Origin of the sequence: Massilia sp. BSC265 (assembly GCF_000740675.1) — a bacterium.
In the GTDB taxonomy this organism is placed as follows: domain Bacteria; phylum Pseudomonadota; class Gammaproteobacteria; order Burkholderiales; family Burkholderiaceae_D; genus Telluria.
On the sequence record NZ_JPXI01000038.1, the window covers coordinates 21,226 to 43,136 of the forward strand.

Annotated in this window: 20 protein-coding genes; 12 read left to right on the plus strand and 8 right to left on the minus strand. The window is 67.9% G+C overall.

Going from position 1 to position 21,911, the window contains the following annotated elements; translation table 11 throughout:
* Position 1: 1 nt before the first annotated feature.
* The 3 genes from MA09_RS18800 to MA09_RS18810 form a co-directional block, all read right to left on the minus strand.
* Positions 2-559, minus strand: coding sequence for a hypothetical protein (locus MA09_RS18800; protein ID WP_036251936.1), 558 nt, complete (start codon positions 557-559; stop codon positions 2-4).
* The gene (locus MA09_RS18805) at positions 560-1,858 is read right to left on the minus strand and encodes a hypothetical protein (RefSeq protein ID WP_036251940.1); all 1,299 of its coding nucleotides are present in this window, start codon (positions 1,856-1,858) and stop codon (positions 560-562) included.
* Between the two features lie 90 nt (positions 1,859-1,948).
* Positions 1,949-5,065, minus strand: a complete 3,117-nt coding sequence (locus MA09_RS18810; RefSeq protein WP_036251942.1) for a penicillin-binding transpeptidase domain-containing protein — start codon at positions 5,063-5,065, stop codon at positions 1,949-1,951.
* A gap of 217 nt (positions 5,066-5,282) precedes the next feature.
* Here MA09_RS18810 and MA09_RS18815 point away from each other — a divergent pair, with 217 nt between their 5' ends.
* The 5 genes from MA09_RS18815 (at position 5,283) to MA09_RS18835 (ending at position 9,098) form a co-directional block, all read left to right on the plus strand.
* Entirely contained in the window at positions 5,283-5,498 is a 216-nt protein-coding gene (locus MA09_RS18815) for a hypothetical protein (RefSeq protein WP_036251944.1), read from the plus strand.
* Positions 5,499-5,685: 187 nt separating this feature from the next.
* Complete coding sequence (locus MA09_RS18820; protein WP_036251946.1) at positions 5,686-6,300, plus strand: YXWGXW repeat-containing protein; 615 nt, start codon at positions 5,686-5,688, stop codon at positions 6,298-6,300.
* Positions 6,301-6,369: 69 nt separating this feature from the next.
* A complete protein-coding gene (locus tag MA09_RS18825; protein WP_051933592.1) occupies positions 6,370-7,092 on the plus strand; it encodes a ribonuclease HI family protein in 723 nt (240 codons plus the stop codon).
* Complete coding sequence (locus tag MA09_RS18830) at positions 7,061-7,735, plus strand: HD domain-containing protein (RefSeq protein ID WP_036251948.1); 675 nt, start codon at positions 7,061-7,063, stop codon at positions 7,733-7,735. The genes MA09_RS18825 and MA09_RS18830 overlap by 32 nt, the downstream gene beginning before the upstream one ends.
* Positions 7,736-7,811: 76 nt before the next feature.
* Positions 7,812-9,098 carry a TCR/Tet family MFS transporter gene (locus MA09_RS18835; protein WP_051933593.1) on the plus strand — a complete coding sequence of 429 codons (1,287 nt, stop codon included), beginning with the start codon at positions 7,812-7,814 and terminating at the stop codon, positions 9,096-9,098.
* 4 nt (positions 9,099-9,102) lie between these two features.
* Here the strand turns inward: MA09_RS18835 and MA09_RS18840 are convergent, their stop codons facing one another.
* Positions 9,103-11,265 carry a TonB-dependent siderophore receptor gene (locus tag MA09_RS18840; RefSeq protein ID WP_081897684.1) on the minus strand — a complete coding sequence of 721 codons (2,163 nt, stop codon included), beginning with the start codon at positions 11,263-11,265 and terminating at the stop codon, positions 9,103-9,105.
* Positions 11,266-11,434: 169 nt separating this feature from the next.
* On the minus strand, positions 11,435-13,669 hold the full coding sequence (locus MA09_RS18845) for a TonB-dependent siderophore receptor (RefSeq protein ID WP_081897685.1): 2,235 nt from the start codon (positions 13,667-13,669) through the stop codon (positions 11,435-11,437).
* Between the two features lie 244 nt (positions 13,670-13,913).
* Between MA09_RS18845 and asd the strand changes: the two genes are divergently transcribed.
* The gene (asd, locus tag MA09_RS18850) at positions 13,914-14,729 is read left to right on the plus strand and encodes an archaetidylserine decarboxylase (protein WP_051933595.1); all 816 of its coding nucleotides are present in this window, start codon (positions 13,914-13,916) and stop codon (positions 14,727-14,729) included.
* Here the strand turns inward: asd and MA09_RS18855 are convergent.
* Complete coding sequence (locus MA09_RS18855; RefSeq protein WP_051933596.1) at positions 14,662-15,645, minus strand: LysR family transcriptional regulator; 984 nt, start codon at positions 15,643-15,645, stop codon at positions 14,662-14,664. The two genes, asd and MA09_RS18855, sit on opposite strands and share 68 nt — an antisense overlap.
* A gap of 112 nt (positions 15,646-15,757) precedes the next feature.
* On the opposite strand from MA09_RS18855, the gene MA09_RS18860 reads away from it, so the two are divergent.
* The 3 genes from MA09_RS18860 (at position 15,758) to MA09_RS18870 (ending at position 17,816) form a co-directional block, all read left to right on the plus strand.
* Entirely contained in the window at positions 15,758-16,354 is a 597-nt protein-coding gene (locus tag MA09_RS18860; protein ID WP_036251954.1) for an FMN-dependent NADH-azoreductase, read from the plus strand.
* A 49-nt stretch (positions 16,355-16,403) separates the two neighbouring features.
* Positions 16,404-17,276 (plus strand): pirin family protein, encoded by an 873-nt coding sequence (locus MA09_RS18865; protein WP_036251956.1) that lies wholly within the window; start codon positions 16,404-16,406, stop codon positions 17,274-17,276.
* A 66-nt stretch (positions 17,277-17,342) separates the two neighbouring features.
* Positions 17,343-17,816 (plus strand): hypothetical protein, encoded by a 474-nt coding sequence (locus MA09_RS18870; protein ID WP_152594711.1) that lies wholly within the window; start codon positions 17,343-17,345, stop codon positions 17,814-17,816.
* On the opposite strand, the gene MA09_RS18875 is transcribed toward MA09_RS18870, so the two are convergent.
* Entirely contained in the window at positions 17,797-18,933 is a 1,137-nt protein-coding gene (locus tag MA09_RS18875) for an acyltransferase (RefSeq protein WP_152594712.1), read from the minus strand. The two genes, MA09_RS18870 and MA09_RS18875, sit on opposite strands and share 20 nt — an antisense overlap.
* 123 nt (positions 18,934-19,056) lie before the next feature.
* On the opposite strand from MA09_RS18875, the gene MA09_RS18880 reads away from it, so the two are divergent.
* A complete protein-coding gene (locus tag MA09_RS18880; RefSeq protein ID WP_036251961.1) occupies positions 19,057-20,028 on the plus strand; it encodes a succinylglutamate desuccinylase/aspartoacylase family protein in 972 nt (323 codons plus the stop codon).
* 3 nt (positions 20,029-20,031) lie between these two features.
* On the opposite strand, the gene sugE is transcribed toward MA09_RS18880, so the two are convergent.
* Entirely contained in the window at positions 20,032-20,352 is a 321-nt protein-coding gene (sugE, locus tag MA09_RS18885; RefSeq protein WP_036252003.1) for a quaternary ammonium compound efflux SMR transporter SugE, read from the minus strand.
* A gap of 127 nt (positions 20,353-20,479) precedes the next feature.
* Between sugE and MA09_RS18890 the strand changes: the two genes are divergently transcribed.
* Positions 20,480-20,776, plus strand: coding sequence for a helix-turn-helix transcriptional regulator (locus MA09_RS18890; protein WP_036252006.1), 297 nt, complete (start codon positions 20,480-20,482; stop codon positions 20,774-20,776).
* A 10-nt stretch (positions 20,777-20,786) separates the two neighbouring features.
* Entirely contained in the window at positions 20,787-21,842 is a 1,056-nt protein-coding gene (locus MA09_RS18895; RefSeq protein WP_036251964.1) for an alkene reductase, read from the plus strand.
* Positions 21,843-21,911 lie beyond the last annotated feature (69 nt).

Consider the following 21,911-nt stretch of genomic DNA (forward strand, 5'->3'; position numbering starts at 1 on the left):
GCTAGTGTCCTGAGGGCGCCACGCAAGGTTCCACCGTGAAGCGTGCCCCGTGCTGCTGGAAATGCCGTGCCGGCGCCTCGGCGAACGGCCAGGGACCTTCGCATTCGCCGTCGCTGTCCAGCGTGCCCTCGAGCACCGTTGCGCCCGCCCCGTCCAGCACGCGCAGCATCTGGCTGCCCCGCAGCAGCATCGCGGCCAATGGCGATTGCGGGTCAATCTGCAGGATCACGCGGCTTCCTACGAAGTGCAGGCGCCAGGCGCCGTCGTCGGTGACCAGGGGGGCGAGCGCCGCGCCGCTGTCGGCGGCGCGCAGCATGCCCACGCTGCCACGCCATTGGCGCGGCGCGCCCTGTGCCCGGCGCGCCTCGGCCAGGGTGCGCAAGCGGCGCGTCGTCAGGGGCGACGCCTGCAGTGCGCTGCGTTCGCCCACCGTCAGCGGACGGCTGCCGTCGAGCGCTGCCAGCAGCACCGCGTCGCTCAGGGCCAGCCGGTCGCCTTCGACCCGGCGCCGCGCCAGCAGCTGCGCCTGCAGCTTGCGGTCCAGTTCAGTCATGCCCATTCACCTCTCCTCTTCAAGCCCTGCATCCCGGCCTGGCGCCGCCGCGAGCCTGGCGATGGCGGCGTCGCGCCGCTTGCGCAGGGTCGGCAGCGACACCCCGTCCAGCAGCGCGAGCTGCTGCATGGTCGGCAGTTCGCCCGTGGCCGGGTCGAGCCACTCGGGCGGATAGCTGTCATCAAAAGGTCCGAGCAGCTTCAGGTAGACCGCCAGCCGCACCGGCAGCGAATCGCCCTCCATCATGCGCAGCGCCCAGCTGCCGCGCTCCTGCGCCGCCGCTGCCACTTGGAGGTAGCGGGGGGACAGTGAAACCTGCCCTGCCAGGCTATCGCTCAGTACCGGCAGCGCATCAGGCGGCGATGGGGTTTCGTCTTCGGCCTCTTGCGCGACCAGGTCGCGTTCGTCCTGGCGCGCTTCCAGGATCAGGTCCGGCCCCGGAGTGCTCGCCCCCTCGGACTCCCCGAGTACCCGCCAGTAGTCGTCCAGCCAGGCCGTGGCGTCGCTGGCATCCTGCAGCCAGTCGCGGTCCCGGTTCGACGACAGGGCTTCGTATTCGCCGATCTCGCGCAGCATCGCGCCGATCTTGTCCGGCTGGTCCTTCAGGCCGGCGAAGCGCTTGGAGCGGGTGTGCAGCGGCCCGGCCGCCCCCGTAAAGCGCTCCAGGCTTTCGCTCCAGCGCAGGATCCATTCCGGACGGCAGTCGGCCACGCTGCGCAGCCGGCGCACTTCGATGGGCTCGGCCTCGACCGTGCGCCCGAGGATGGCCCCCACCTGTTCGCGGTGCTCGCGCCACGACGCCAACAGGCGCGCCACCTCGCCGTAGGCGGTGTCCAGCATGCGGTAGGCATACATGCGATTCGGGCTGCAGGGACGTCCGCAGGCGGCCTGGTAGTTGTCGCTGTCGACCTTGTCGCGCAGGACCGCGTACAGGTCGTTGAACTTCTTGCGCAGCAGCGCGTCGCCGCCCGGCGCGGTCCAGAAGGCGCCCATGCGCGCGTGCTCGCCGGCCACCGCCGCGCGCAGTGTGCCCCAGTCGCTTGGGCGGGCCTGCAGTTCGTAGACCAGGCTCAGGGCCAGTTCCAGGATGGTGTCGCCGTAGCTGTTGCCGGGCTGGTCGCCACGGCCGCTCTTGTGCAGGGCCTGCGCGACCGCATCGACGTACTCCGCCAGCATACCGTCACCTTCGGCTTCAAGCAGGCGGACCGGATCGAGACGTGCAAGCACCTGCAGCGAGCATTGCCCTAGCAACTTGCGCACCTGCTCCCAACCGTGCTCCTGGTACCGGGTTCCCGGCAAACGCATACCTTCCTCATCCTCGATGGCATCCGCACAAGGGCGGATTGTCAACAGATGATGCCATACAAACACAAAATCTTGGCGCGCAGATGGCGGTCAATCTCCCTTCTGTTCAAGGGATTGCTCTTGCATCGAATGCAACAGGGCAGCGACGAGCGGCGCGGCATGGGCGCCGCCGGTGAGCCGCGACTCGCTGACGAAGGCCGCGAACGCGAGCCGGCGGGTCTGCCCCGGCAGGCTGCCCGGTTCCAGCCAGCCCATGAACCAGACCGTTGCCGCGCCGTCCTCGCCGGTCGGTGCGGTGCCTGTCTTGCCGAACAGACCGGCGCGCAGGCGCCCGAACTCCTTGCCCCGGAATGCCGCGGCCGCCGTGCCGCCGTCGATCACGCCCTTCATGCCCGCCCGGATGCGGTCGAGACGCACGCCCGGCTCCGCGCCCGGTTGCACCGCCGCCGCGCGTCCGTCCAGTTCGAGCAGCAGGCGCGGCGCGACCTGCCTGCCCTGCCCCACCGCGGCAGCCACCAGCGCCATCTGCAACGGGGTGGCCTGCATGCGCAGCCCGATCGCCATCTGGCGCACCTCGTGGCGGGTCCCGATCGGGTCCAGCCGGGATGCGCTGGCCTGCAGCGCATCCCAGGGATTCCAGCGGAAGTCGTCCGGCAGCAGGCCGCCGTCGAGGCGTAGCGGCGTGCCGAAACCGAGGCGGCGCGCCATGCCCGCCACCGGACGCACCGTATCCAGGGCGCCGGGCTCGATCTCGCGCACGCCCGGCAGTCCGCCGGACGGCCGGCCGCCGAGGCTGCGGTCGCCCAGCTCGGCCGTCCAGGCGAACCAGGTGTTCACGCTGTGCGTCATTGCCTGCGCCAGGCCGAGCCGGCCCTCGACGGCGCGGGTGCCGGCCAGCTGTTCGCGGAAATTGGTGATGCGGGCGCCGCCTTCCTGCGGATAGGCGGGCGCGCCGGTGCGAAAGCCATGGCCGCTGCCCCTCGCCATGGCGTCGATCTCGCGCAGCGGCATGCCGGCCAGCAGGCGGTCGAGGCGTTCGTCCCCGCGTGCCGCCGCTTCCAGGCCAAGGGCGGTCACGACCTTGAAGGTCGAGCCGGCCGCACGGCGGGCGCCGCCGTCGTGCTGGAAGGCAGGCAGGCGCAAGGGGCTGCGTGCCGGATCGGCGCGGTCGAAGTCGCGTATTTCGGGCCAGCGCCCCGGATCGAGCGCGCCCATTCCGCCGCCGGCCGCGGCCAGCACGTCGCCGTTGCCGGCGTCGAGCAGCACCATGCCGGCCTGGCGTCCGGGCGGAACGGCGCCCGCTCCCACGCAGCGCTTGCCGTCCCATGTGCCTTCGCGCAGCCCGACACAGTCGAGTACTCCCTGCGCCGCCGCCTGCAGGCGCAGGTCCAGGCTCAGGCGCGCCGAGTGGTGGCTACCCGGCAGCCGGGCCAGCATGCCCGCGACGCTCGAGGCGTGCTCCCGGTGCACGCCCAGCAGCGGCGCCAGCCCGGCCGCCTGCGCCGCGGCGCTGGCCCTGCCGTCCGACCACAGGACTTCTCCGCCGCGCCCCGTGAGCCGGACCTCTGCCGGGGCCGGCCGCATCCCGCCACGCGACGCCGGCAGCGCTTGCCATGCCAGCCGCCCCCCATCGGCGCGTACGTGGCGATAGGCGGCGTCGGCGCTGCCCGAGAGCCGGGCCAGGTCGAGCGGCTCCACTTCCAGCACGATGCGCTGGGCACCGGGCTGCGGCACCAGGAACACACGCTGGACAGCGTCGCGGTCGCGGCAAGCGCGTCCGTCGCACATCCCGCTCACTGCCGCGGTCGCGCCAAGGACGTGGCGCAAGCGGCCGGCCAGCAGCAGCTCGGCCGGCTCGGCTTGCTCCAGGGTCAGCAGGGCCGTTGCGGCCTGGCCGCCGCCGTCCCGGGCCGTGTCCCATGCACCGATGCGGCGCCAAGGCGCCCAGCCTTCCGGCAGGCGCGCGAACAGGCGCATCGCGGCGACCGGCAGCCCGTCGTCCTGCGCCACCGCCGCGCCGCCCACGCTTGCCTGCCACAGCTGAAGGCTGTCGGAGCGGACCCGCCAGGCCAGCAGGCGCCGCTCGCTGTTGAAGACCCGCAGCTGCTCGCGCACATAGGCGCCGTCGGCGCGGTAGTACAGGCGTTCGAGCAGCTTGCGGCCCTCCCCGTCGAGGCGCAGGTGTTCCCAGCCCGGCAGCGGCGCGCGGGCGTCCGGCGCCGCCGCGCTCCATCCGGCCAGGTCGCGCGGCGCCACCTCGGCCAGGCCGTTGCGGCCAAGGCGGATGAGTCCACGCGCCTGCAGTTGCTCGAACAACAAGGCGTCTTCCAGCCCGCGCGGCGCAGCCGCAGGCACCCGGTATTCGCCCGGTGCGAGCTGCAGCGCCGGCAGCGCACCACCTGCGCCGAAGGCCTGGACCAATCCGGTGCCGGACTGCTGGACGGTGGCGTGCTGCACCAGCAGTTCGCCGGCCTGCGGGCAGCTGCTGCTGGCCAGCCGCGTCAGCCTGAGCGCGCCCGCCTTCCAGACCAGCCAGCCGGACTTCCCGAGCGCGCCTTCGCCATGCGTGCCCCGGACCACGGCGCCATTGCCCGCATCGCCGACCCACGCCGCCGTGGCGGCGCCCACCTTGCTCCCCGCATTGCTGGCCGCCTCCCAGCGCAGGCGCAACTCGCCGCGGGCGTCGCCGCGCAGTTCCACGCGCGGCATGCGGGAGCCCGGCGCAGCCAGCAGGACTTGGCGGGCGGACGCCAGCGCCGCCGCCTCGATGAAGGGATAGCCGATCCGCAGCGGCAGCAATACCGGCCGCGCCGGATCGCGCACCTGCGTGCACAGGTCGATCCGTACCGGCGGCTCCAGGCGCACGCTGGATGCCACCACCAGCGCACCGGCGCCGTGCCGGACCACCTCGATGCCGGGCTCCCGCGGCACCCGCAAGGTGACACCGCCGAGCAGCGGCTGAAGCACCGAAAGCGCCGTCGCGTCTTCGCTTACCGTGTCCCCGGCATTCGAGGCCAGCGAACGCGCCGCCTGCGCCAGCACCACGGCGCCGAGCACGACCACGCCGCAGGCCAGCAGCAGCCACGGCATGACGGCCGGGCGGCGCCGCACCGCCGGCGGCGGACCGAGCCGCAGGTTGCGCGCGCGCCGCCGCGCGGTCCGGCCGGCGGCGAAAGCATCCATCAGTGAGGTGAAGGTGGCTGGCATCGTAGGTGGCGACAGGTGCGGCCGGTCGCGGCCGCCTCGCGGACACCTAGCAGGGGGCAAGTGAAACCCATCCGTTGCCAGGGCCCACACGCACGCTGGCGCGGTCTTTTCGACAGCTCATTCCGCATTTTCCGCGTCCCGTCGCAACCTGCTCGCGGCGCCGGTTCGCCTGGCCTACAGTGCACACATCGACAACCCACCCGCAAGGAGAAACACCATGAACATCATGAAGCATATGGAAGCCGTGTTCGTCGTCGCGATGAGCCTGGCCATCCCGGGCAGCTACCTGCTGGACGCGATCCCCGAAGCCCACGCCCGCAGCTACAGCGCCGACGCAGCCATGGTCGCCAGCGGCGACAAGATGGCGGTCGTGACGGTCAGCGCCAAGCGCCTTTCCAGCGAAGAAAAGGGAGTGACAGGGGGCCGCGGATGAGTGCCGCAGGCCTGCCCGTTGTCGCCAGGGTGCGACAGCGGGCGGCCCCTTGCGCGACCATATGTTTCAGGCTACTGCGGAGCTCGGCTCCCCATCTGTTTCAGTTGTAAGTATCTGCTTCAACGCTCACCCGCGCCGGCCTCCGGCGATATAGTGGGTCATCCGCTCTTGGATCTGGAGACCCGACATGAAATCCACCCTCACCTTCGCTGCCCTGATCGCCCTTGGCGCCGCCTTTGCGCCGGTGCCCTCGATGGCGCAGACCGATTTCCAAATCTACATCGGCTCGGCGCCGCCCGCGCCCGTGTACGAACGCGCCCCCGGCCCGCGCCACGGCTATGTCTGGGCTCCGGGCTACTGGGAGTGGCGCGGCCACCGCCATGCCTGGGTGCCGGGCTACTGGGTCGCCGCCCGCCCGGGCTACGTCTACCACGCGCCGCGCTGGCACCAGCGCCACGGCGGCTGGTACATGGAACCGGCGCGCTGGGACCGCGACCGCAACGGCATCCCGGATCGCTACGAGCGCCGCGGCTATGCCCCGGTGTATGCCGGCGGCTACCGCGATGGACGCGGGTACTACCGTGACGACCGCGATTACTACCGCGGTGGCCGCGACTACTACCGCGATCGCGACCGCTACGAGCGCCACGGCTACCGCGACACCGACCGCGACGGCGTGCCGAACTACCGCGACCGCGACCTCGACAACGACGGTATCCGCAACCGTCGTGACCGCGACATGGACGGCGACGGCGTGCCGAACCGCTACGACCACCGGCCGGAAAACCCCTACCGCCGCTGATCCGGCTGGCAGCACCTTCCCAAGAACGGAAAAAGGCAGCTTCGGCTGCCTTTTTGCTATCCTTGCGCCATGTCTTCTCCGCCCTCTTGCCCACCGGCCGACCACGCCGCCCTGCTTGCCGCCGCCTTCAAGGGAGAACTCGCCACCAGCCGCAAGCTCGCCGCCCGCACCGGGATGCCGGAAGCCGATGCCCTGCGCGCCACCTTGAGCCTGCGCGCGGGCGCGGCCGGCCTGGATTGGTTGTTGGCCGCACGCGCCGCCGAGCGCCTGCGCAGCGAACACGGCGCCGCCGCCCGGCGCGCCCATGCCGAGGCGGCGCTGTCCCGCCGCACCGGGGTCCCCGCTCCCGTGCACGCCTGGCGCGCCTGGTTCGACGGCTCCGCCCGCCCCAACCCGGGGCGCTGCGGTATCGGCGCCGTGCTGGAGGGTCCGGACGGGGTGCGCCTCGAACTGTCGCGCGACGCCGGCCACGGCAACAGCAGCGAAGCCGAGTACCTGGCCCTGATCGCCGTGCTCGAAGCGGCCGTCGAGCGTGGCGTGCCGGCAGTCGCCATCCATGGCGACAGCCAGGTCGTGGTCGATGACGTCCACGCGCCCGACAGCGCCAGCGCGCCGGCGCTGCGCGCCTACCGCGCGCGGGTGCGCGCCCTGCTCGCCCGGCTCCCGGGCAGCACCCTGCGCTGGATTCCGCGCCACAAGAATCTCCAGGCGGACGCGCTGTCGCAGCGCGCCGTACCGCTCCCACCCCTTGATGACCCGTATGAAGCTGACCAACGACGAACCGAAGACTGACCTCGCCACCTGGCGTCCCCGACTGGCCGCTATGGCCGAAGGCGCTAGCGGGGGCGACGGCGCACACGACAGCGCCCACCTGGAACGCGTCTGGCGCAATGCCCAGGCCCTGCTGGCCCGGCATCCGGAAGCCGACGCCCTGGTCGTCATGGCGGCCTGCTACCTGCACGACCTGGTCAACCTGCCCAAGAACGACCCCGAGCGCAACCAGGCGTCCAGGCGCTCGGCAAAGCTTGCGCGCCACCAGCTGTCCTGGATGAATTTCCCCCCGGAGCGCCTCGACGCGGTGGCGCATGCCATCGAGGCCCACAGCTTTTCGGCCGACATCCCGGCCGAGTCGCTGGAAGCGAAGATCGTGCAGGATGCGGACCGTCTCGACGGCCTGGGCGCGGTGGGCCTGGCGCGCATGTTCTATATTGCCGGGCGCATGGGCAGCGGCCTGGCGCACCCCGGCGACCCGCTGGGCGTCGCGCGCGAGTTCGACGACCGCAGCTATGCCCTGGACCACATCATGGTCAAGCTGGCCAAGCTGCCGGGCATGATGCAGACGGCAGCCGGCCGGGCACTGGCCGAGGAGCGGCTGGCCAGATTGCTGGCCTTCCGTGAGGAATTCGCTGCAGAGAGCGGCATGCCGCCGGCGTAAAAAACCCGGTCCCGCGCGTTCGGCTAAAGGTTTCCCAGTGTTAAGATAACTGCATGTCATCCCGTCCGAGGCATCCATGAGCAGCCCGTCCGCGCCGCAGTCCGATCCGGCGACATCCAGCACCGGCAAGCTGAACTTCGTCCTGGTCTGCATCTTCATCGACATGCTCGGCATCGGCTTGATCGTGCCCGTGATGCCCCTGCTGGTCGGGCAGTACGTCCCGGCGAGGGACGACCAGGCCCTGTGGTTCGGCGTGCTGGCCGCGACCTTCGGGGTGCTGCAGTTCCTCTTCATGCCGGCCCTCGGCGCGCTGAGCGACCGCGTCGGGCGCCGTCCCGTGCTGCTGTATTCGATGGGCGGCATGTGCGTCAACTTCCTCGTCACCGCCTGGGCGCCGAGCCTGTTCTGGCTGTTCGTGGGCCGCGTCATCGGCGGCATGTCCTCGGCCAGCATGTCGGTGGCCTCGGCCTACGCCTCGGACATCTCGACCAAGGAAAACCGCGCCAAGAGCTTCGGCAAGATCGGCGCCGCCTTCGGCCTCGGCTTCATCTGCGGCCCCATGCTCGGTGGCCTGCTGGGCAACAACGACCTGCGCCTGCCCTTCTACGTGGCGGCGCTGCTCGGCGCCGCCAACCTGGTCTACGGTTACTTCATGGTGCCGGAATCGCTCCCTGACGGCCAGCGCCCGCCTTTCGCCTGGGGACGCCTGAATCCCCTGGCCGCCCTGCTGCGGCTGGTGCGGCGCAAGGACATCAGCGGACTCATCATCGTCATCACCCTGGTGACCTTTTGCCAGATGATGCTGCAATCGACCTGGGTGCTGTACACCACTTTCCGCTTCGACTGGACACCGCGCGACAACGGCATCGCCATGTTCTGTGTCGGACTGGTGTCCGCCTCGGTGCAGGCCGGGCTGCTGGCCATGCTGATCCGGCGTTTCGGCGAGGTGCGCCTGTCGCTGATGGGGATTGCCTCGGGCGCCCTGGCCTTGCTCGGCTACGGCCTGGCCACGCAGGGCTGGATGATGTATGCCTTCATCCTCTGCAATGTGCTGGGCTTCGCCGCCACCCCGGCCCTGCAGGCCATCGTGTCCAAGGCCACGCCCGCCAACGAGCAGGGTGAGCTCATGGGCTCGCTCCAATCGATCGGCAGCCTCGGCGTGATCGTCACGCCGCTCATCGGCACCGCCATCCTCGCCAGCGTCAGCCACCTGCCGCCCGGCGACTGGCGCATCGGCAGCCATTTCCTGCTGTCTGCCGCCACCCAGGCGGTCGCGATCCTGGTGGCCTGGCATTACTTCCGCACCCACCGCGTGCACGACAGCCACGGCGAAAGCCGGGACAAGGAAGAGATGCGGGCCTGATGCGTCAGAACTTCGTCTCCAGCGTCGTGCGCAGCTTGGCACCGTTGGGGTAGTTCCAGCGGCGCTTCTCCAGGCCGCCCACCGGATCGAAATAGCTCGGCTCGAACGAGTTTTCCTCCGCGAGCAGGTTGGAGAGCGCGACCCGGAGTACGGTTTTCGGGTTGAAGGTCCAGGCCGCATAGGCGTCGAGGTCGGTGCGGCCGATCCGGTAGAAGCCGCGGTTCGCCGCGACCTGCACATAGCCGCCGCGCCGGTGCGCCGCGCTGGCGCCCGCTGCCAGCGCACCGGACTTGTAGTCGAGTCCGAGGTTGGCCGTGAGCGGCGTCTGCTGCTCCATCCGGTTGTGCGGCCCCGGCACCGACGCGACCCGCGACCAGTTGCGGCTGACGCTGGCGCGCAGGTCGATCGCCGGTGCGTTCGCGAACAGCGACTTGAGCGGGAACTTGGCTTCGACCTCGAGACTGCGCATCACGGCACGGTCGTCGTTGACAGGCGTAAATATCCAGCGTAGGCCATCGAAGTAGATGCGGTTGCTGATGTAGTCGTCGATCCGGCGCACGGCGCCGCTGACCGACAGCATCGCGCCCGCGGCCCAGTAATGCTCCCAGGAGGCATCGATGCCCCAGGCCAGCTCGGGCTTCAGGTTCGGGTTGCCCTGGAAGTCGGCTTCGGTGGCGCTGTTGTTTTCCCATGCCGAGCGGCGCGGCACGATGCTGTCCAGTTCGGGCGCCTTGTAGGTGCGGCTGAGCGCGAAGCGGAGCTGGTCTGCCCCCTTGCCCTCCTTGGCGGGGAATTTGTACAAGGTCTGCAGGATCGGGCTGAGGACGCTCGATTGCACCCGCGTCGCTTCGACGGCATTGCCCGATACGCGCGTACGCACGCCTTCCCAGCGGGTGCCCAGGTAGACCGACCAGCGTGGGTTGACGGTCCATTCGTCCTGCACGTAGAAGGCGGCACGGCCGACGTTGGCGCGGAAGTCCTCGTCCAGCAGCTGGCCGGGCGGGAAGACACGGACGGCATCCCTTTCGACACGGATGTCGGTGCTCTCGTTGGCGCGCAGGTCCCAGCCCAGCGCCAGCACATGGCCGCCCTCCATGGTCCGTGTGGCCTTGCCGGTGGAGTTCAGGCCCCGCGAATGGGTATCGGAAAGCGTGCTCCCCTCGGTCTCGGGCCTGCCGAAAGCGTCCAGGCCGCTGCGACGCACGAACATCTTGCGCGACGACCATTCGGCGCCGAGCTTCGCGTCCAGCTTCAGGCCGGACGCCGTGTTGCGGGTCCAGCTCAGGTCCGACTTCAGCATCCGGTCGTCGAATTCGCCGAAGGTCTGCAGGTCCGGGGTCTGGGGCGGCCGTCCCACCAGCGTGATGACGATCGGATGTGCCCAGTTGCGAAAGCTGCTGCTGTTGGCGATGGTTTCCCACGCCAGGGTATCGCCGTTGTCGAGGGTCCAGTTCAGGCGCGGGCTCAGGTTCAGGCGGTTCATGTGGCCCTTCTCCGGCGCATGCACCGTGCGAACCATGTCGACCACGCCGTCGGGCCGGGTGTTTTCCTCGAAGCCGCCCCACTCGCGCTCGAAGCTATCGTGGTTGCCGCTGGCCGAGAGCGCCCAGGACGACTTGTCGCCGCGGTCTCCCACCTGCGTGCTGAAGGTCGGGCCGCGGAAGTCGCTGGACAGCAGGTAGCCCAGCTTGGCCTCGCGCTGGCGCTGGTTGGACTTCTTGCGCAGCACGATATTGATGGTGCCGGCCACCGACTCCGCGGAAAACTCGGCGGTGGCGACGCGCAGCACCTCGATGCGCTCGATCATGTCGGGTGACAGGGTGTCGAGCGCGAAGCCGGCCGGAGTGCGCTCGCCGTTCACCAGGATCTGGGTATAGCCGCCGCCCAGGCCGCGCATCCGGATCTGGGTGCTGCGTCCCGCGCCGGTCGTCACGGTCACGCCCGGAATGCGTTTCAGGACGTCGGCGACGTTGCTGTCCCCGTAGCGGACCACTTCGTCGCGCTTGACGACGATGCGGGCGGCGGTGTCGTCGCGGCGGGCGTTGTAGCCCGTGCCCTTCACCTCCACCTGCTGCACGGGCCCGCCGCTTGCGGATTCTTGAGCACTTGCCTGGGCACATAGCCCGGCGACGAGGACGGCCAGGTAACGGGGGCGCAGCAGTCTCATTCCACTCTCCGGAAATAGTTGTTCAATTAGTGTGAAGAACTATATTCCAGTTAATGGTAATAAGTAAACCATGTGCGGAATATTTTATTGCTAGTACATAGCAATAGACGATTCCACGAAAAAGAAAAGCCCGGCACATCGGCCGGGCTCGGATCGGGCGGAACGACTTTCAGAACTTCAGTTCATAGGTCAGGCGATAGCGCACCCCCTGCGGAAACACGAAGCGGCGGGTCTGCGAACCGAAGCGTGCGTCCTCGTAGGTGTTCTCGTTGACGAAGTCCTGGCTCGTCATGTTGCTGACCGCGAGACGCAGCTGGCGCTGCGCGTCGAACTTCCACAGCGCGTACATGTCCAGCTCGCGGCGCGGGATCACATGGGCACGCTGGTTCACCGACACCCGCACCGGGCCGCCCCGGCGGTAGGCGAAGCTGCCGCCCGTGGTCAGCGCGCCCACCTTGTAGTCGGCGCCGAGGTTGACCGTCAGCGGGGTTTGCTGGTCGAGGCGGTTGTTCGGGCCCGGCACCGATTCGACGCGCGACCAGTTGCGGTTGACGCTGGCGCGCAGGTCGACCGCCGGCGCGTCCTTCATGACGGCCTTGAGCGGGAACTTGGTCTCGATTTCCAGCGAGCGCGTGGTGGCGCTGTCCTGGTTGCTCGGAGTCTGGATCCAGCGCTCGCCGTCGAAATAGGTCAGGTTGCGGGTGAAGTCGCTGATGCGGCGCTGCGACACGCTCACCGACAGCAGCGCGCCCTCAGCCCAGTAGTGCTCCCAGGCCGCGTCGATGCCGGTCGCCAGTTCCGGCTTCAGGTTCGGGTTGCCGCGGTAATCCGGTTCGGTCGAGCTGTTGTTCTCGCTGACCTGGCGGCGCGGGGTCAGGCTGCCCACGCCGGGCGCCTTGTAGGTGCGGGTCAGCGCCAGGCGCAACTGGTCGCCCTTCCTGCCCGGGATCTTGTACAAGGTCTGCATGATCGGGCTCCAGACATTCGAGCTGGATTCGCCACGTTCGAAGGTATTGCCCGTGACGCGGGTGCGAATGCCTTCCCAGCGCGCGCCCAGGTACATCGACCAGGCCGGGGTGATGTTCCATTCGTCCTGCGCGAATACCGCCAGGCGCTTGACGCGCGCTTCCGACACTTCGTACAGCGGCACGTTGCCGCTTACGCGCACGCGGTTGGTGTCGTTGCGCTCGTCGTCGCGGGTGTCGATGCCGCCGTCCCAGCCGAAAGCGAAGGTGTGGCCTTTCTCGATCGTGCGGCTGTACTTGCCGGTGGAATTCACGCCGCGGTCCCGGCCTTCGAGCTCGCTGGTGGTATCCAGCAGCGGGACGCCGGCCGTCGTGGCGGCGGTGCGGTGCGAGCTGCTGTCATTGCGCAGCGCCTGGGCGCCCACCTTCAGGTCCAGCTTGGCACCGGATTCGAACTTGCGCGCCCAGCTCAGGTCGGAGCGCAGGAACTGGTTCCTGGCCTCGAAGGCATTCGCCAGGTCCGGGAACGGCGGCGGCGGGCCGATGAGGGTGGTGGTCGGCTGGCGGAAGCGGTTCTTGAAACGGTGCGAGTTGACGAAGGTCTGCGAGGTCAGCGTATTGTCCTGGCCGAGCGTCCAGTTCAGGCGCGGGCTCAGATTAATGACGCTCATTTCGCCCTTTTGCGGCAACACCATCGTGCGCAGCATGGTGGTGTTGCCGTTCGGCGCCACGCCGCGTTCCTCGCCGCTGGACTCGAACTCGAAGCGGTCCTGCATCGCGTTGGCCGAGATCGAATACGAGAAGCCGCCGTCGCGGTCGGACATCTGCAGGTTGGCGTTCGGGCCGTAGCCGTTGCTCGAGCCCTGGGCCGCGAGCTTCAGTTCGCGCAGGCGGTTCCTCACCGCGCGCTTCAGGATGATGTTGATGGTGCCGGCCACGGATTGCGTCGAGAACTCGGCGCTGGCCGCGCGCAGCACCTCGATGCGCTCGATCGAGTCCGGCGCCAGCGAATCCATCGAGAAGCCCGCCGGGGCGCGCTCGCCGTTCACCAGGATCTGGGTGTAGCCCGCTCCGAGGCCGCGCATGCGGATCTCGCCGCCGCGGCCGTTCGAGGAATTGACGGTGATGCCCGGCACGCGCTTGAGGACGTCCAGCACATTGGTGTCCCCATACTTGGTGATCTCTTCGCTGCTGACCACCACCTTGGTCGCGGTGTCGTCGCGGCGCGGGTCATAGGTGTCGGCCGTGCCCTTCACCTCCACCTGGGTGATGTTCTTGCCCCCATCGGAACCGGATGCCTGCGCCTTGGAGGCCTCGGCCTTGGTCGCGGTGGCTGGCGGAGTCTTGGCCTGCTGCGCGGACGCGCTCAAGGCCGGAAGGCACAGGCTGATCGCAGCGGCCAGTGCGGTCATACGGAACGGGCGGAAAACGGGGGACATTGAATACTTCGAAAGTAAGAGGAATGGCAATTGTCCCAGAAGCAATTCGCCCTGTCTGCAAGAATCGAGTATGCATGTTGCAACTATTTTTCTCGCATACGCTTCTTCATCCGGACACTGGGGTACACTGCCGTGGCAAGCGATACACATGCATTCCCGTTTGTGACGCCTTATAATGCGCGATCGTTTTGAAACCTAGAGGCCTGTCAAAGTGTCCCGGATAAAAGTCCTGCCCCAGTATGTGATGCCGAAAACGGCGCTGACCAATTTCGCCGGCCGCGTCGCCGGAGCGAAGGGAGGCGCGATGACCACGCGCCTGATCCGCTGGTTCGTGGCCAAGTACGGCGTCAACATGGACGAGGCGGCGAACCCGGACATCGCGAGCTACAGCAGCTTCAACGAATTCTTTACCCGCCCGCTGCGCAGCGACGCGCGCCCGCTGGCCCAGGCCGATTTCGTGTGCCCGGTGGACGGCGCGATCAGCCAGTTCGGCGACATCGACGACCACCACATCTTCCAGGCCAAGGGCCACAAGTTCACATCAAGCGAACTGGTGGGCGGCGACGCCGACCTGGCCGCGCATTTCCAGCACGGCCACTTCGCCAACCTCTACCTGAGCCCCAAGGACTACCACCGCATCCACATGCCCTGCGACGGCCGCCTGACGCGCATGATCTATGTGCCGGGCAAGCTGTTCTCGGTGAACCCGACGACGGCGCGCGGCGTCCCCGGCCTGTTCGCCCGCAATGAACGCGTCGTCTGCGTGTTCGAGTCGGAAGAGCACGGCCCCTTCGTGATGACCCTGGTGGGCGCGACCATCGTCGGCAGCATGGCCACCAGCTGGCACGGCGTGGTGAACCCGCCGCGCATGCCGCGCATCTGCGAATGGACTTACGACTCGCACCCGGTGGTGCTGAAGAAGGGCGAAGAGATGGGCCGCTTCCTGCTCGGCTCCACCGTCGTCATGCTGTTCAAGAAGGGCACGATCGCCTTCAACGGGGAGTGGGCGCCGGAACGGCCGGTGCGCCTGGGCGAGACGATGGGGACCCGTCCGCGCTGATCGCGGCTTGCGGCCGGTGGCCGTACTCCGTGCATTTCTCTTCCATGAGGTCCAGGAAGGCCCGGGTCTTTGCCGGCATCAGGCGCCGGCCCGGAAAGACCGCCCATCCCTGGGTGGTCGGCGGTTCCCATTCCGGCAGCACCCGCACCAGTTCCCCCGTCTGCAGGTAAGGACCGGCGAAGGTCAGCGAGCTGGCGGCGATGCCCGCGCCGCGCGACGCGAGCCGCGCCAGCAGCTCGGGCGAATTGGCGGTGAGGCGCGCAGGCACTTGCCGTTCCCAGCGCAGCTTGCCGCGGGTGAGCACCCAGGGCGTCGCGCCGCCGTAGCGGCTCAGCATGCACAGCAGGTCGTGCTGCAGCAGGTCGTCGGGATGCTCGGGCAAGCCATGCCGGGCCAGGTAGGCGGGCGAGGCATACAGTCCCCAGTGTTCGAGGTTGATCGGGCGCGCATTCAGCGAAGCGTCGTCCGGCAGCTCGCCCATGCGGATCGCGATGTCGTATCCTTCGGCGATCAGGTCGACCCGGCGCGGCGACAGGTCCATTTCCAGCGACACCTCGGGATAACGCGCGATGAAACGCGCGATCACCTCTTGCAGACCGATATTGGCGAAGTCGCCGGGAAGGGACATGCGCAGCTTGCCGCTCGGTTTCCCCTGGCGGTGCTGGGCCAGTGCGCCGGCCGCCTCGACTTCTTCGGCCACCTTGCGCGCATGTTCCAGCAGGCTGGCACCAAACTCCGTCACCACCAGCTTGCGCGTGGTCCGCTGCAGCAGGCGCTCGCCCAGCTTCTGCTCGAGCAGCGCGATGCGGCGCGAGACGGTCGATTTCGGCAGTTGCACGCGTTCGGCGGCGCGGCTGAAACTCCCCGCCTCCACGATCCGGGCAAACAGCAGCAGGTCATTCGGTTCGACTTCCATGATTGTTCCATCAGCAGGATAATGTTATCCATTCTAATGGCTTCCGCCGTGATTTTGGAACCGTTACAGTGTGTCCATCAACAAACTTTCTTGGAACGAAGGGACACAAAACATGAACATCTTGCAAATCACCTCCAGCGTCCGTGGCAAGGATTCGGAATCGACCCGCGTCGCCAACCTCATCGTCGACAAGCTGGTCTCGAGCAACCCGGGTGCCAAGGTCGTGCGCCACGATTTCGGCGCGCAGCCGCATCCGCTGCTGGACGGCGCCGCGGTCGGTGCCCTGTTCACCCCGGCGGAACAACGCTCGAGCGAGCAAGCTGCCCGCGTGGCGCTGGATGACGCCCTGATTGCTGAAGCGCAGGCCGCGGACGTGATCGTGATCGGCGCCCCGATGTACAACTTCGGCATGCCGGTGCAATTGAAGAACTGGTTCGACGCCATCGCCCGCGCCGGCGTCACCTTCCGCTATACCGAGACCGGCCCGGAGGGGCTGCTGAAGAACAAGAAGGTGTACGTCGCCACTGCGCGCGGCGGCATCTACCCGGCAGACGCCGACCCGCAAGTCCCGAACCTGCGCATGCTGCTGAACTTCCTGGGCATGACGGACCACACCTTCATCTACTCGTCGGGCATGAGCATGGGACCGGAAGCGGCGGCCAAAGGCCAGCAGGCAGCCAACGACGCGGTGGAAGCCGCACTGGCGTAACATCCCGCCGCCCGGAGGCGGCAACCGATCGACACACGAGGAGAGCACTATGACCGAGCCAACCACCACCGCAACGATCCAGAAGTCGCGCGGCGTCGAACGCCTGATCCAGGGCCAGTTCGTGATGGACGGGGCCGGCGTGAAGATCAACCGCGTGCTGACCGGTTCCCTCCAGCGCCGCCTCGACCCCTTCCTGATGCTGGACGCCTTCGGCAGCGACAAGGCCGGCGACTACATCGCCGGTTTCCCGGAGCACCCGCACCGCGGCTTCGAGACCGTCACCTACATGCTCAACGGCCGCATGCGCCACCGCGACAGCGCCGGCAACGAAGGCCTGGTCACCAGCGGCGGCGTGCAGTGGATGACGGCCGGTCGCGGCGTGATCCATTCCGAGATGCCGGAGCAGAGCGAGGGCCTGATGGAAGGCTTCCAGCTGTGGCTCAACCTGCCGGCCAGGGACAAGATGAGGGACCCGTGGTACCGCGACATCCCGTCCGAGGAAGTGCCACGCTTTACCGGCGCCGATGGCGTGGTCGTGCAGGTGATCGCGGGCCAGGCCCACGGCGTGGCCGGCGCGGTGCAGCGCGAGCATACCCAGCCGCTCTACCTGGACCTCGAGATCCCGGCCGGCGTGACGTTCGAGCAGCCCATCCCGCAGGGCCATAACGCCTTCCTGTATGTGTACCGGGGCGAAGCCGTGGTCGAGGGCAAGGGTGTCGGCAAGACGCGCATGGCGGTGCTGGACAATGCCGCGGGCGCCGACGGCGTGCGCATCAGGTCGCTCGAGCCGACCCGTCTGATCCTGCTGGCGGGGCGCCCGCTGAACGAGCCGATCGCGCAGCACGGCCCGTTCGTGATGAACACGACCGAAGAGCTGTACCAGGCCTTCGACGACTTCCGGGCCGGGCGGTTCGCGGCCTGACGCTTTGCAACCCGCTATTGCGGCCTGATACACTGACGGGATGACGAAAGTTCATCCCGTTTTTTTATGCCCCTGATCGATACCGCGCTTGCGCTGCTGGCGCGCGCCAGCCGCGCGCTCGGCTTCGACACCGCCGACTCCTTCCCGCCCGGCCACGCCTACGCACGCACGCGCTGGAACAAGGCCTACTTCGACATCCCCTCAGACCTCAAGCCCGAGGCCATCGAGCAGCGCATGTGCGAAGCCATCGCCAACACCCCTTCGCTGTTCGGCGAGATCGTGAACCCGACGCCGCGCATGCAGCGCACCCTGCTGGGCATCGTCGAGGGGCGCCTGCGCCGTGGGCAGGGTGCGCCGGTCGACCTGGCGGCGCTGCTGGTGGCGGCCTACCGCAGCCCGCATACCATCGAGATCGTGCCGGGACTGCGCCAGGCGATCCGCGATACCTCGGGCTACGAGCCGCAGGTGCAGGCGAATGCGATCCTTGCCTACCTGGCAGATGCGCCGGCAGCCTTCGGGGTCATCGAGGCACGGGGCTGAGGGAGGCCGGCCGCGCCGCATTGCTGGGCACATAGCGCTCGCGCAGCAGCATGAAGGGCGTTTCCACCAGCTTATAAAGTAGCCAGCCGGTCAGCACCGACAGGACCAGCAGTGCCGTGACCGTCAGCGGATGCTCGGCACCGAAACCCTGCGCCTTCAACCACGTTGCCGCCATCACACACACCGGCTTGTGCAGCAGGTAGATCGCATACGACCACAGCGCCAACGGTCCGGCGCCCGGCACCCGCAGCGTACGCAGCACCGAGCCTTCCGCCACCGCCGCGACAATCAGCAGCGAAAAACCCAGCGCCATCAGCGGGAAGCCGAACACGGTAATTCCGAAGCCGTAGCGGTCGTCGAGGAAGAACCAGAATGCCACGCCGCAGGCCAGCAGGCCGAGGCCGCCCATCAAGTTACCGTGCCGGGTCAGCCGCGCCCAGGCCAGCGGATGGTGGTTGCGCAGCAAGGCCAGCGCCACGCCGGCCAGCAGCTCGTCGACCCTGCATAAGCTTGAGTAATAAATGTACTTGAAGTAGAAGTAAAGCTTATAGTTCTGCCCCGCCATCTCCTGCCACAGGTCGGCGCGGACCAGCATGCCGGCGATGAAGCTTAGCGCGATGCCCGTCCAGGCCAGGCGCAGCGAGCCCCCGAGCAGCGCCCCGAGCAGGGCCACCGCCGGCAGCAGCAGGTAGAACTGCTCCTCGATCGCCAGCGACCAGGAGTGGGAAAAGGCGCTGCCCGGCTCCAGCGCGAAGTTCTGGATGAAGCTCGCATACTTCCACAGCGGCAGCAGCGGCGCGTCGCCACGGAAGGCCGGCCACAGGAAATACAGGGCCAGCACCACCCAGTAGTTCGGCAGCGTGCGCAGCAGGCGACGGGCGTAGAAATGCTTTAGCGAGAAGCCGCCCGCGCTTTTCAAGGCCGCGAAGATCTGGTTGCCGATCAAATAGCCCGACAGCGCGAAGAACAGGTCGACGCCCACCCAGCCGACCTCCCCTACCCAGCCGAAGGTCGGCGCGTCGCTCACGAACAGCACGTAGTGGTGCAGCACCACCAGCGTGACGGCGAGCGCGCGCAGGGTATCGAGGCCATGGACGCGGACAGTGGAAGTGGACATGCTGTTCATTCGGTATCGGGAAGTTGCGGATCATGCCATGCGGCCCGGCGGGCCGCCAACCTGCTTGCGCGAAATGTCCGATAAAATGTCGGCACCCATTTTCCAGAACCGGATCACCACCGAATGACCTCCCCGAGCAAATACCAGTTCAAGTCCGTCAACTACACCGGCATCCAGCCGGGCCCACGCGTCATCATCATGGGCGCCACCCATGGCAACGAAGTCTGCGGCACCATCGCCATCCGCCGTGTGATGGAAGAACTCGACAGTGGCAAGCTGCACATCGCGGCCGGCAGCGTGACCTTCGTGCCGGTGGTGAACCCGAAGGCCTACGAACAGAACACCCGCAACGGCGACCGCAACCTGAACCGCAACCTGTTCCCCAAGGACGATCCGCAGGACTTCGAGGACCAGATCGCCAACTGGCTGTGCCCCTTGTTGGCCCAGCACGACGTACTGCTCGACCTGCATTCCTTCAATGCGGTGGGCGGCCAGCCTTTCGTGATGGTCGGCCCGCCGAACAATAGCGGCCAGCTGCAGCCCTTCCAGCATGCCGAGAAGGAGCGTGCATGGGCGCGCCGGCTGGGCGTGAAGCGTTTCGTGGACGGCTGGCTGGCCGCCTACGGCGACGGCGTCAAGCGCCGCAGCCGCAGCGCCGACGAGCTGGAAACCGTGCTGCGCTACGGCGTCGGCACCACCGAGTACATGCGCACGGTCGGCGGCTACGCGCTCACGCTCGAATGCGGCCAGCACGTGGACCCGACCGCGCCGGAAGTCGCCTATCGCGCCATCATGAACACCCTGGCGCACCTGAAGCTGATCGAGGCGCCCGATCCGGAGCCGGTGCCGTTCGAGGAAATGGAAGCGCTGTCGATGGTCGTGGTGCACGACAAGCTGCACGCCGACGACGCGTTCACCCGCCAGTGGGCCAGCTTCGACCCGGTGGGCGAAGGTGACGAGATCGGCGTGCGCGCCGACGGCAGCAAGGTCGTGGCCGAGTTCAGCGGCCGTATCCTGTTCCCGGACGCGAAGGCCAACGCCAACTCGGAGTGGTACTACCTGACCCGTCCGAACCCGTCCTTCGGACGTGAATGAGGCCTAGGCCGGCGACAGGAACTTGAGCGCGATGATACCGGCGGCGATCATCGCGATCGCACCCAGGCGCATGGCGCCCGCCGGCTCGTTCAGCAGCACCATGCCGGCAATCGCCGTGCCGACCGTACCGATCCCGGTCCAGACGGCATACGCGGTGCCGAGCGGCAGGTGGCGCAGCGCCAGGCCCAGCATGCCGACGCTGCCGAGCATCGCCAGCAAGGTCCACAGCGACGGCATCAGCTTCGTGAAGCCGTTCGTGTACTTGAGGCCGACCGCCCATGCCACCTCCAGCAATCCTGCAATGAATAGATATAGCCAGCTCATCATTACTCCCCGTCCTACGCAAAGGCGTCGAGTATACCGGTCACCAGCAGGGATTTCCGATATATCGTAAGATGACGATATTCGGATCGAAAGAACCCGATAAATGTAGTAAATGAGGGAAGAGATCATGGACATCGACGCGATCCACAAGGCCCTGGCCAACCCGGTGCGGCGCCAGATCCTGCACTGGCTGAAGGATCCGCACCAGCACTTCGCCGAGCAGGAACATCCGCTCGACATGGGCGTGTGCTGCAAGCTGATCGACCAGCGCACCGGACTGTCGCAATCGACGGTCTCCGCCCACCTGGCGACCCTGCACAAGGCCGGGCTGGTGAGCACGCGGCGCGTCGGGCAGTTCATCTTCTTCCAGCGTAACGAGGAGCTCATCCAGGCCTTCCTCGCCCAACTGAATGACGGACTTTAGGAGTACCCATATGACGACAATGTTTGACCCGATCCGGGTAGGCGCACTCGAACTGCCGAACCGCATCATCATGGCGCCGCTGACCCGCTCGCGCGCCGTCGGGGCGGGGCGCGTGCCGAACGCGATGATGGCCGAATACTACGTGCAGCGCGCATCGAGCGGCCTGATCCTGTCGGAAGCCACCGCCGTGACCCCGATGGGCGTGGGCTACGCCGACACCCCGGGCATCTGGTCGGACGAACAGGTGGAGGGCTGGAAGATCGTCACCGATGCCGTGCACAAGGCGGGCGGCCGCATCGTGCTGCAGCTGTGGCACGTGGGCCGCATCTCGGACCCGCACTTCCTCGACGGGCAACTGCCGGTGGCGCCGTCCGCGATCCAACCGAAGGGTCACGTGAGCCTGCTGCGCCCGATGCGCGACTACGCCACCCCGCGTGCACTGGAAACGCATGAGATCCCGGCCATCGTCGCCGCCTACCGCAAGGGTGCCGAGAACGCGAAGAAGGCCGGCTTCGACGGCGTGGAGATCCACGGCGCCAACGGCTACCTGCTCGACCAGTTCCTGCAGGATTCCACCAACCAGCGTACCGACCAGTATGGCGGCTCGATCGAGAACCGCGCCCGCCTGATGCTGGAAGTGACCGACGCCTGCATCGAGGTGTGGGGCGCCGACCGCGTCGGCATGCACCTGGCGCCGCGCCGCGATTCGCACGACATGGGCGACTCCAACCCGGTCGATACCTTCGGCTACGTCGCCCGCGAACTCGGCAAGCGCGGCATCGCCTTCATCTGCGCCCGCGAAGCCATCGGCGACGACAGCCTGCGCGCCCACCTGAGAAAGGAATTCGGCGGCGTGTACATCGCCAACGAAAAGCTGACCAAGGAAAGCGCGGAGCAGCTGATCCGGTCGGGCGAAGCCGATGCGGTCGCCTTCGGCGTATGGTTCATCGCGAATCCGGACCTGCCGAAGCGCCTGAAGGAGGATGCGCCGCTGAACCAACCGCGGCCGGAGCTGTTCTATGCGCCGGGCGCCGAAGGCTACATCGATTACCCGACGCTGAATTAAGCCGGCGCCGGCTTTCGAAATGGGGAACAATGTCGCCGGCATCGTTCCCCATTGCGTTGCACACTACCT

Coding starts and splice junctions, on each gene's coding strand:
- asd (WP_051933595.1), top strand. CDS start 13,914: ATGCCGAAAACGGCGCTGACCAATTTCGCCGGCCGCGTCGCCGGAGCG.
- MA09_RS18840 (WP_081897684.1), bottom strand. CDS start 11,265: ATGAGACTGCTGCGCCCCCGTTACCTGGCCGTCCTCGTCGCCGGGCTA.
- MA09_RS18870 (WP_152594711.1), top strand. CDS start 17,343: ATGCCCCTGATCGATACCGCGCTTGCGCTGCTGGCGCGCGCCAGCCGC.
- MA09_RS18815 (WP_036251944.1), top strand. CDS start 5,283: ATGAACATCATGAAGCATATGGAAGCCGTGTTCGTCGTCGCGATGAGC.
- MA09_RS18810 (WP_036251942.1), bottom strand. CDS start 5,065: ATGCCAGCCACCTTCACCTCACTGATGGATGCTTTCGCCGCCGGCCGG.
- sugE (WP_036252003.1), bottom strand. CDS start 20,352: ATGAGCTGGCTATATCTATTCATTGCAGGATTGCTGGAGGTGGCATGG.
- MA09_RS18895 (WP_036251964.1), top strand. CDS start 20,787: ATGACGACAATGTTTGACCCGATCCGGGTAGGCGCACTCGAACTGCCG.
- MA09_RS18845 (WP_081897685.1), bottom strand. CDS start 13,669: ATGTCCCCCGTTTTCCGCCCGTTCCGTATGACCGCACTGGCCGCTGCG.
- MA09_RS18805 (WP_036251940.1), bottom strand. CDS start 1,858: ATGCGTTTGCCGGGAACCCGGTACCAGGAGCACGGTTGGGAGCAGGTG.
- MA09_RS18820 (WP_036251946.1), top strand. CDS start 5,686: ATGAAATCCACCCTCACCTTCGCTGCCCTGATCGCCCTTGGCGCCGCC.
- MA09_RS18890 (WP_036252006.1), top strand. CDS start 20,480: ATGGACATCGACGCGATCCACAAGGCCCTGGCCAACCCGGTGCGGCGC.
- MA09_RS18865 (WP_036251956.1), top strand. CDS start 16,404: ATGACCGAGCCAACCACCACCGCAACGATCCAGAAGTCGCGCGGCGTC.
- MA09_RS18875 (WP_152594712.1), bottom strand. CDS start 18,933: ATGTCCACTTCCACTGTCCGCGTCCATGGCCTCGATACCCTGCGCGCG.
- MA09_RS18830 (WP_036251948.1), top strand. CDS start 7,061: ATGAAGCTGACCAACGACGAACCGAAGACTGACCTCGCCACCTGGCGT.
- MA09_RS18855 (WP_051933596.1), bottom strand. CDS start 15,645: ATGGAAGTCGAACCGAATGACCTGCTGCTGTTTGCCCGGATCGTGGAG.
- MA09_RS18835 (WP_051933593.1), top strand. CDS start 7,812: ATGAGCAGCCCGTCCGCGCCGCAGTCCGATCCGGCGACATCCAGCACC.
- MA09_RS18860 (WP_036251954.1), top strand. CDS start 15,758: ATGAACATCTTGCAAATCACCTCCAGCGTCCGTGGCAAGGATTCGGAA.
- MA09_RS18825 (WP_051933592.1), top strand. CDS start 6,370: ATGTCTTCTCCGCCCTCTTGCCCACCGGCCGACCACGCCGCCCTGCTT.
- MA09_RS18880 (WP_036251961.1), top strand. CDS start 19,057: ATGACCTCCCCGAGCAAATACCAGTTCAAGTCCGTCAACTACACCGGC.
- MA09_RS18800 (WP_036251936.1), bottom strand. CDS start 559: ATGGGCATGACTGAACTGGACCGCAAGCTGCAGGCGCAGCTGCTGGCG.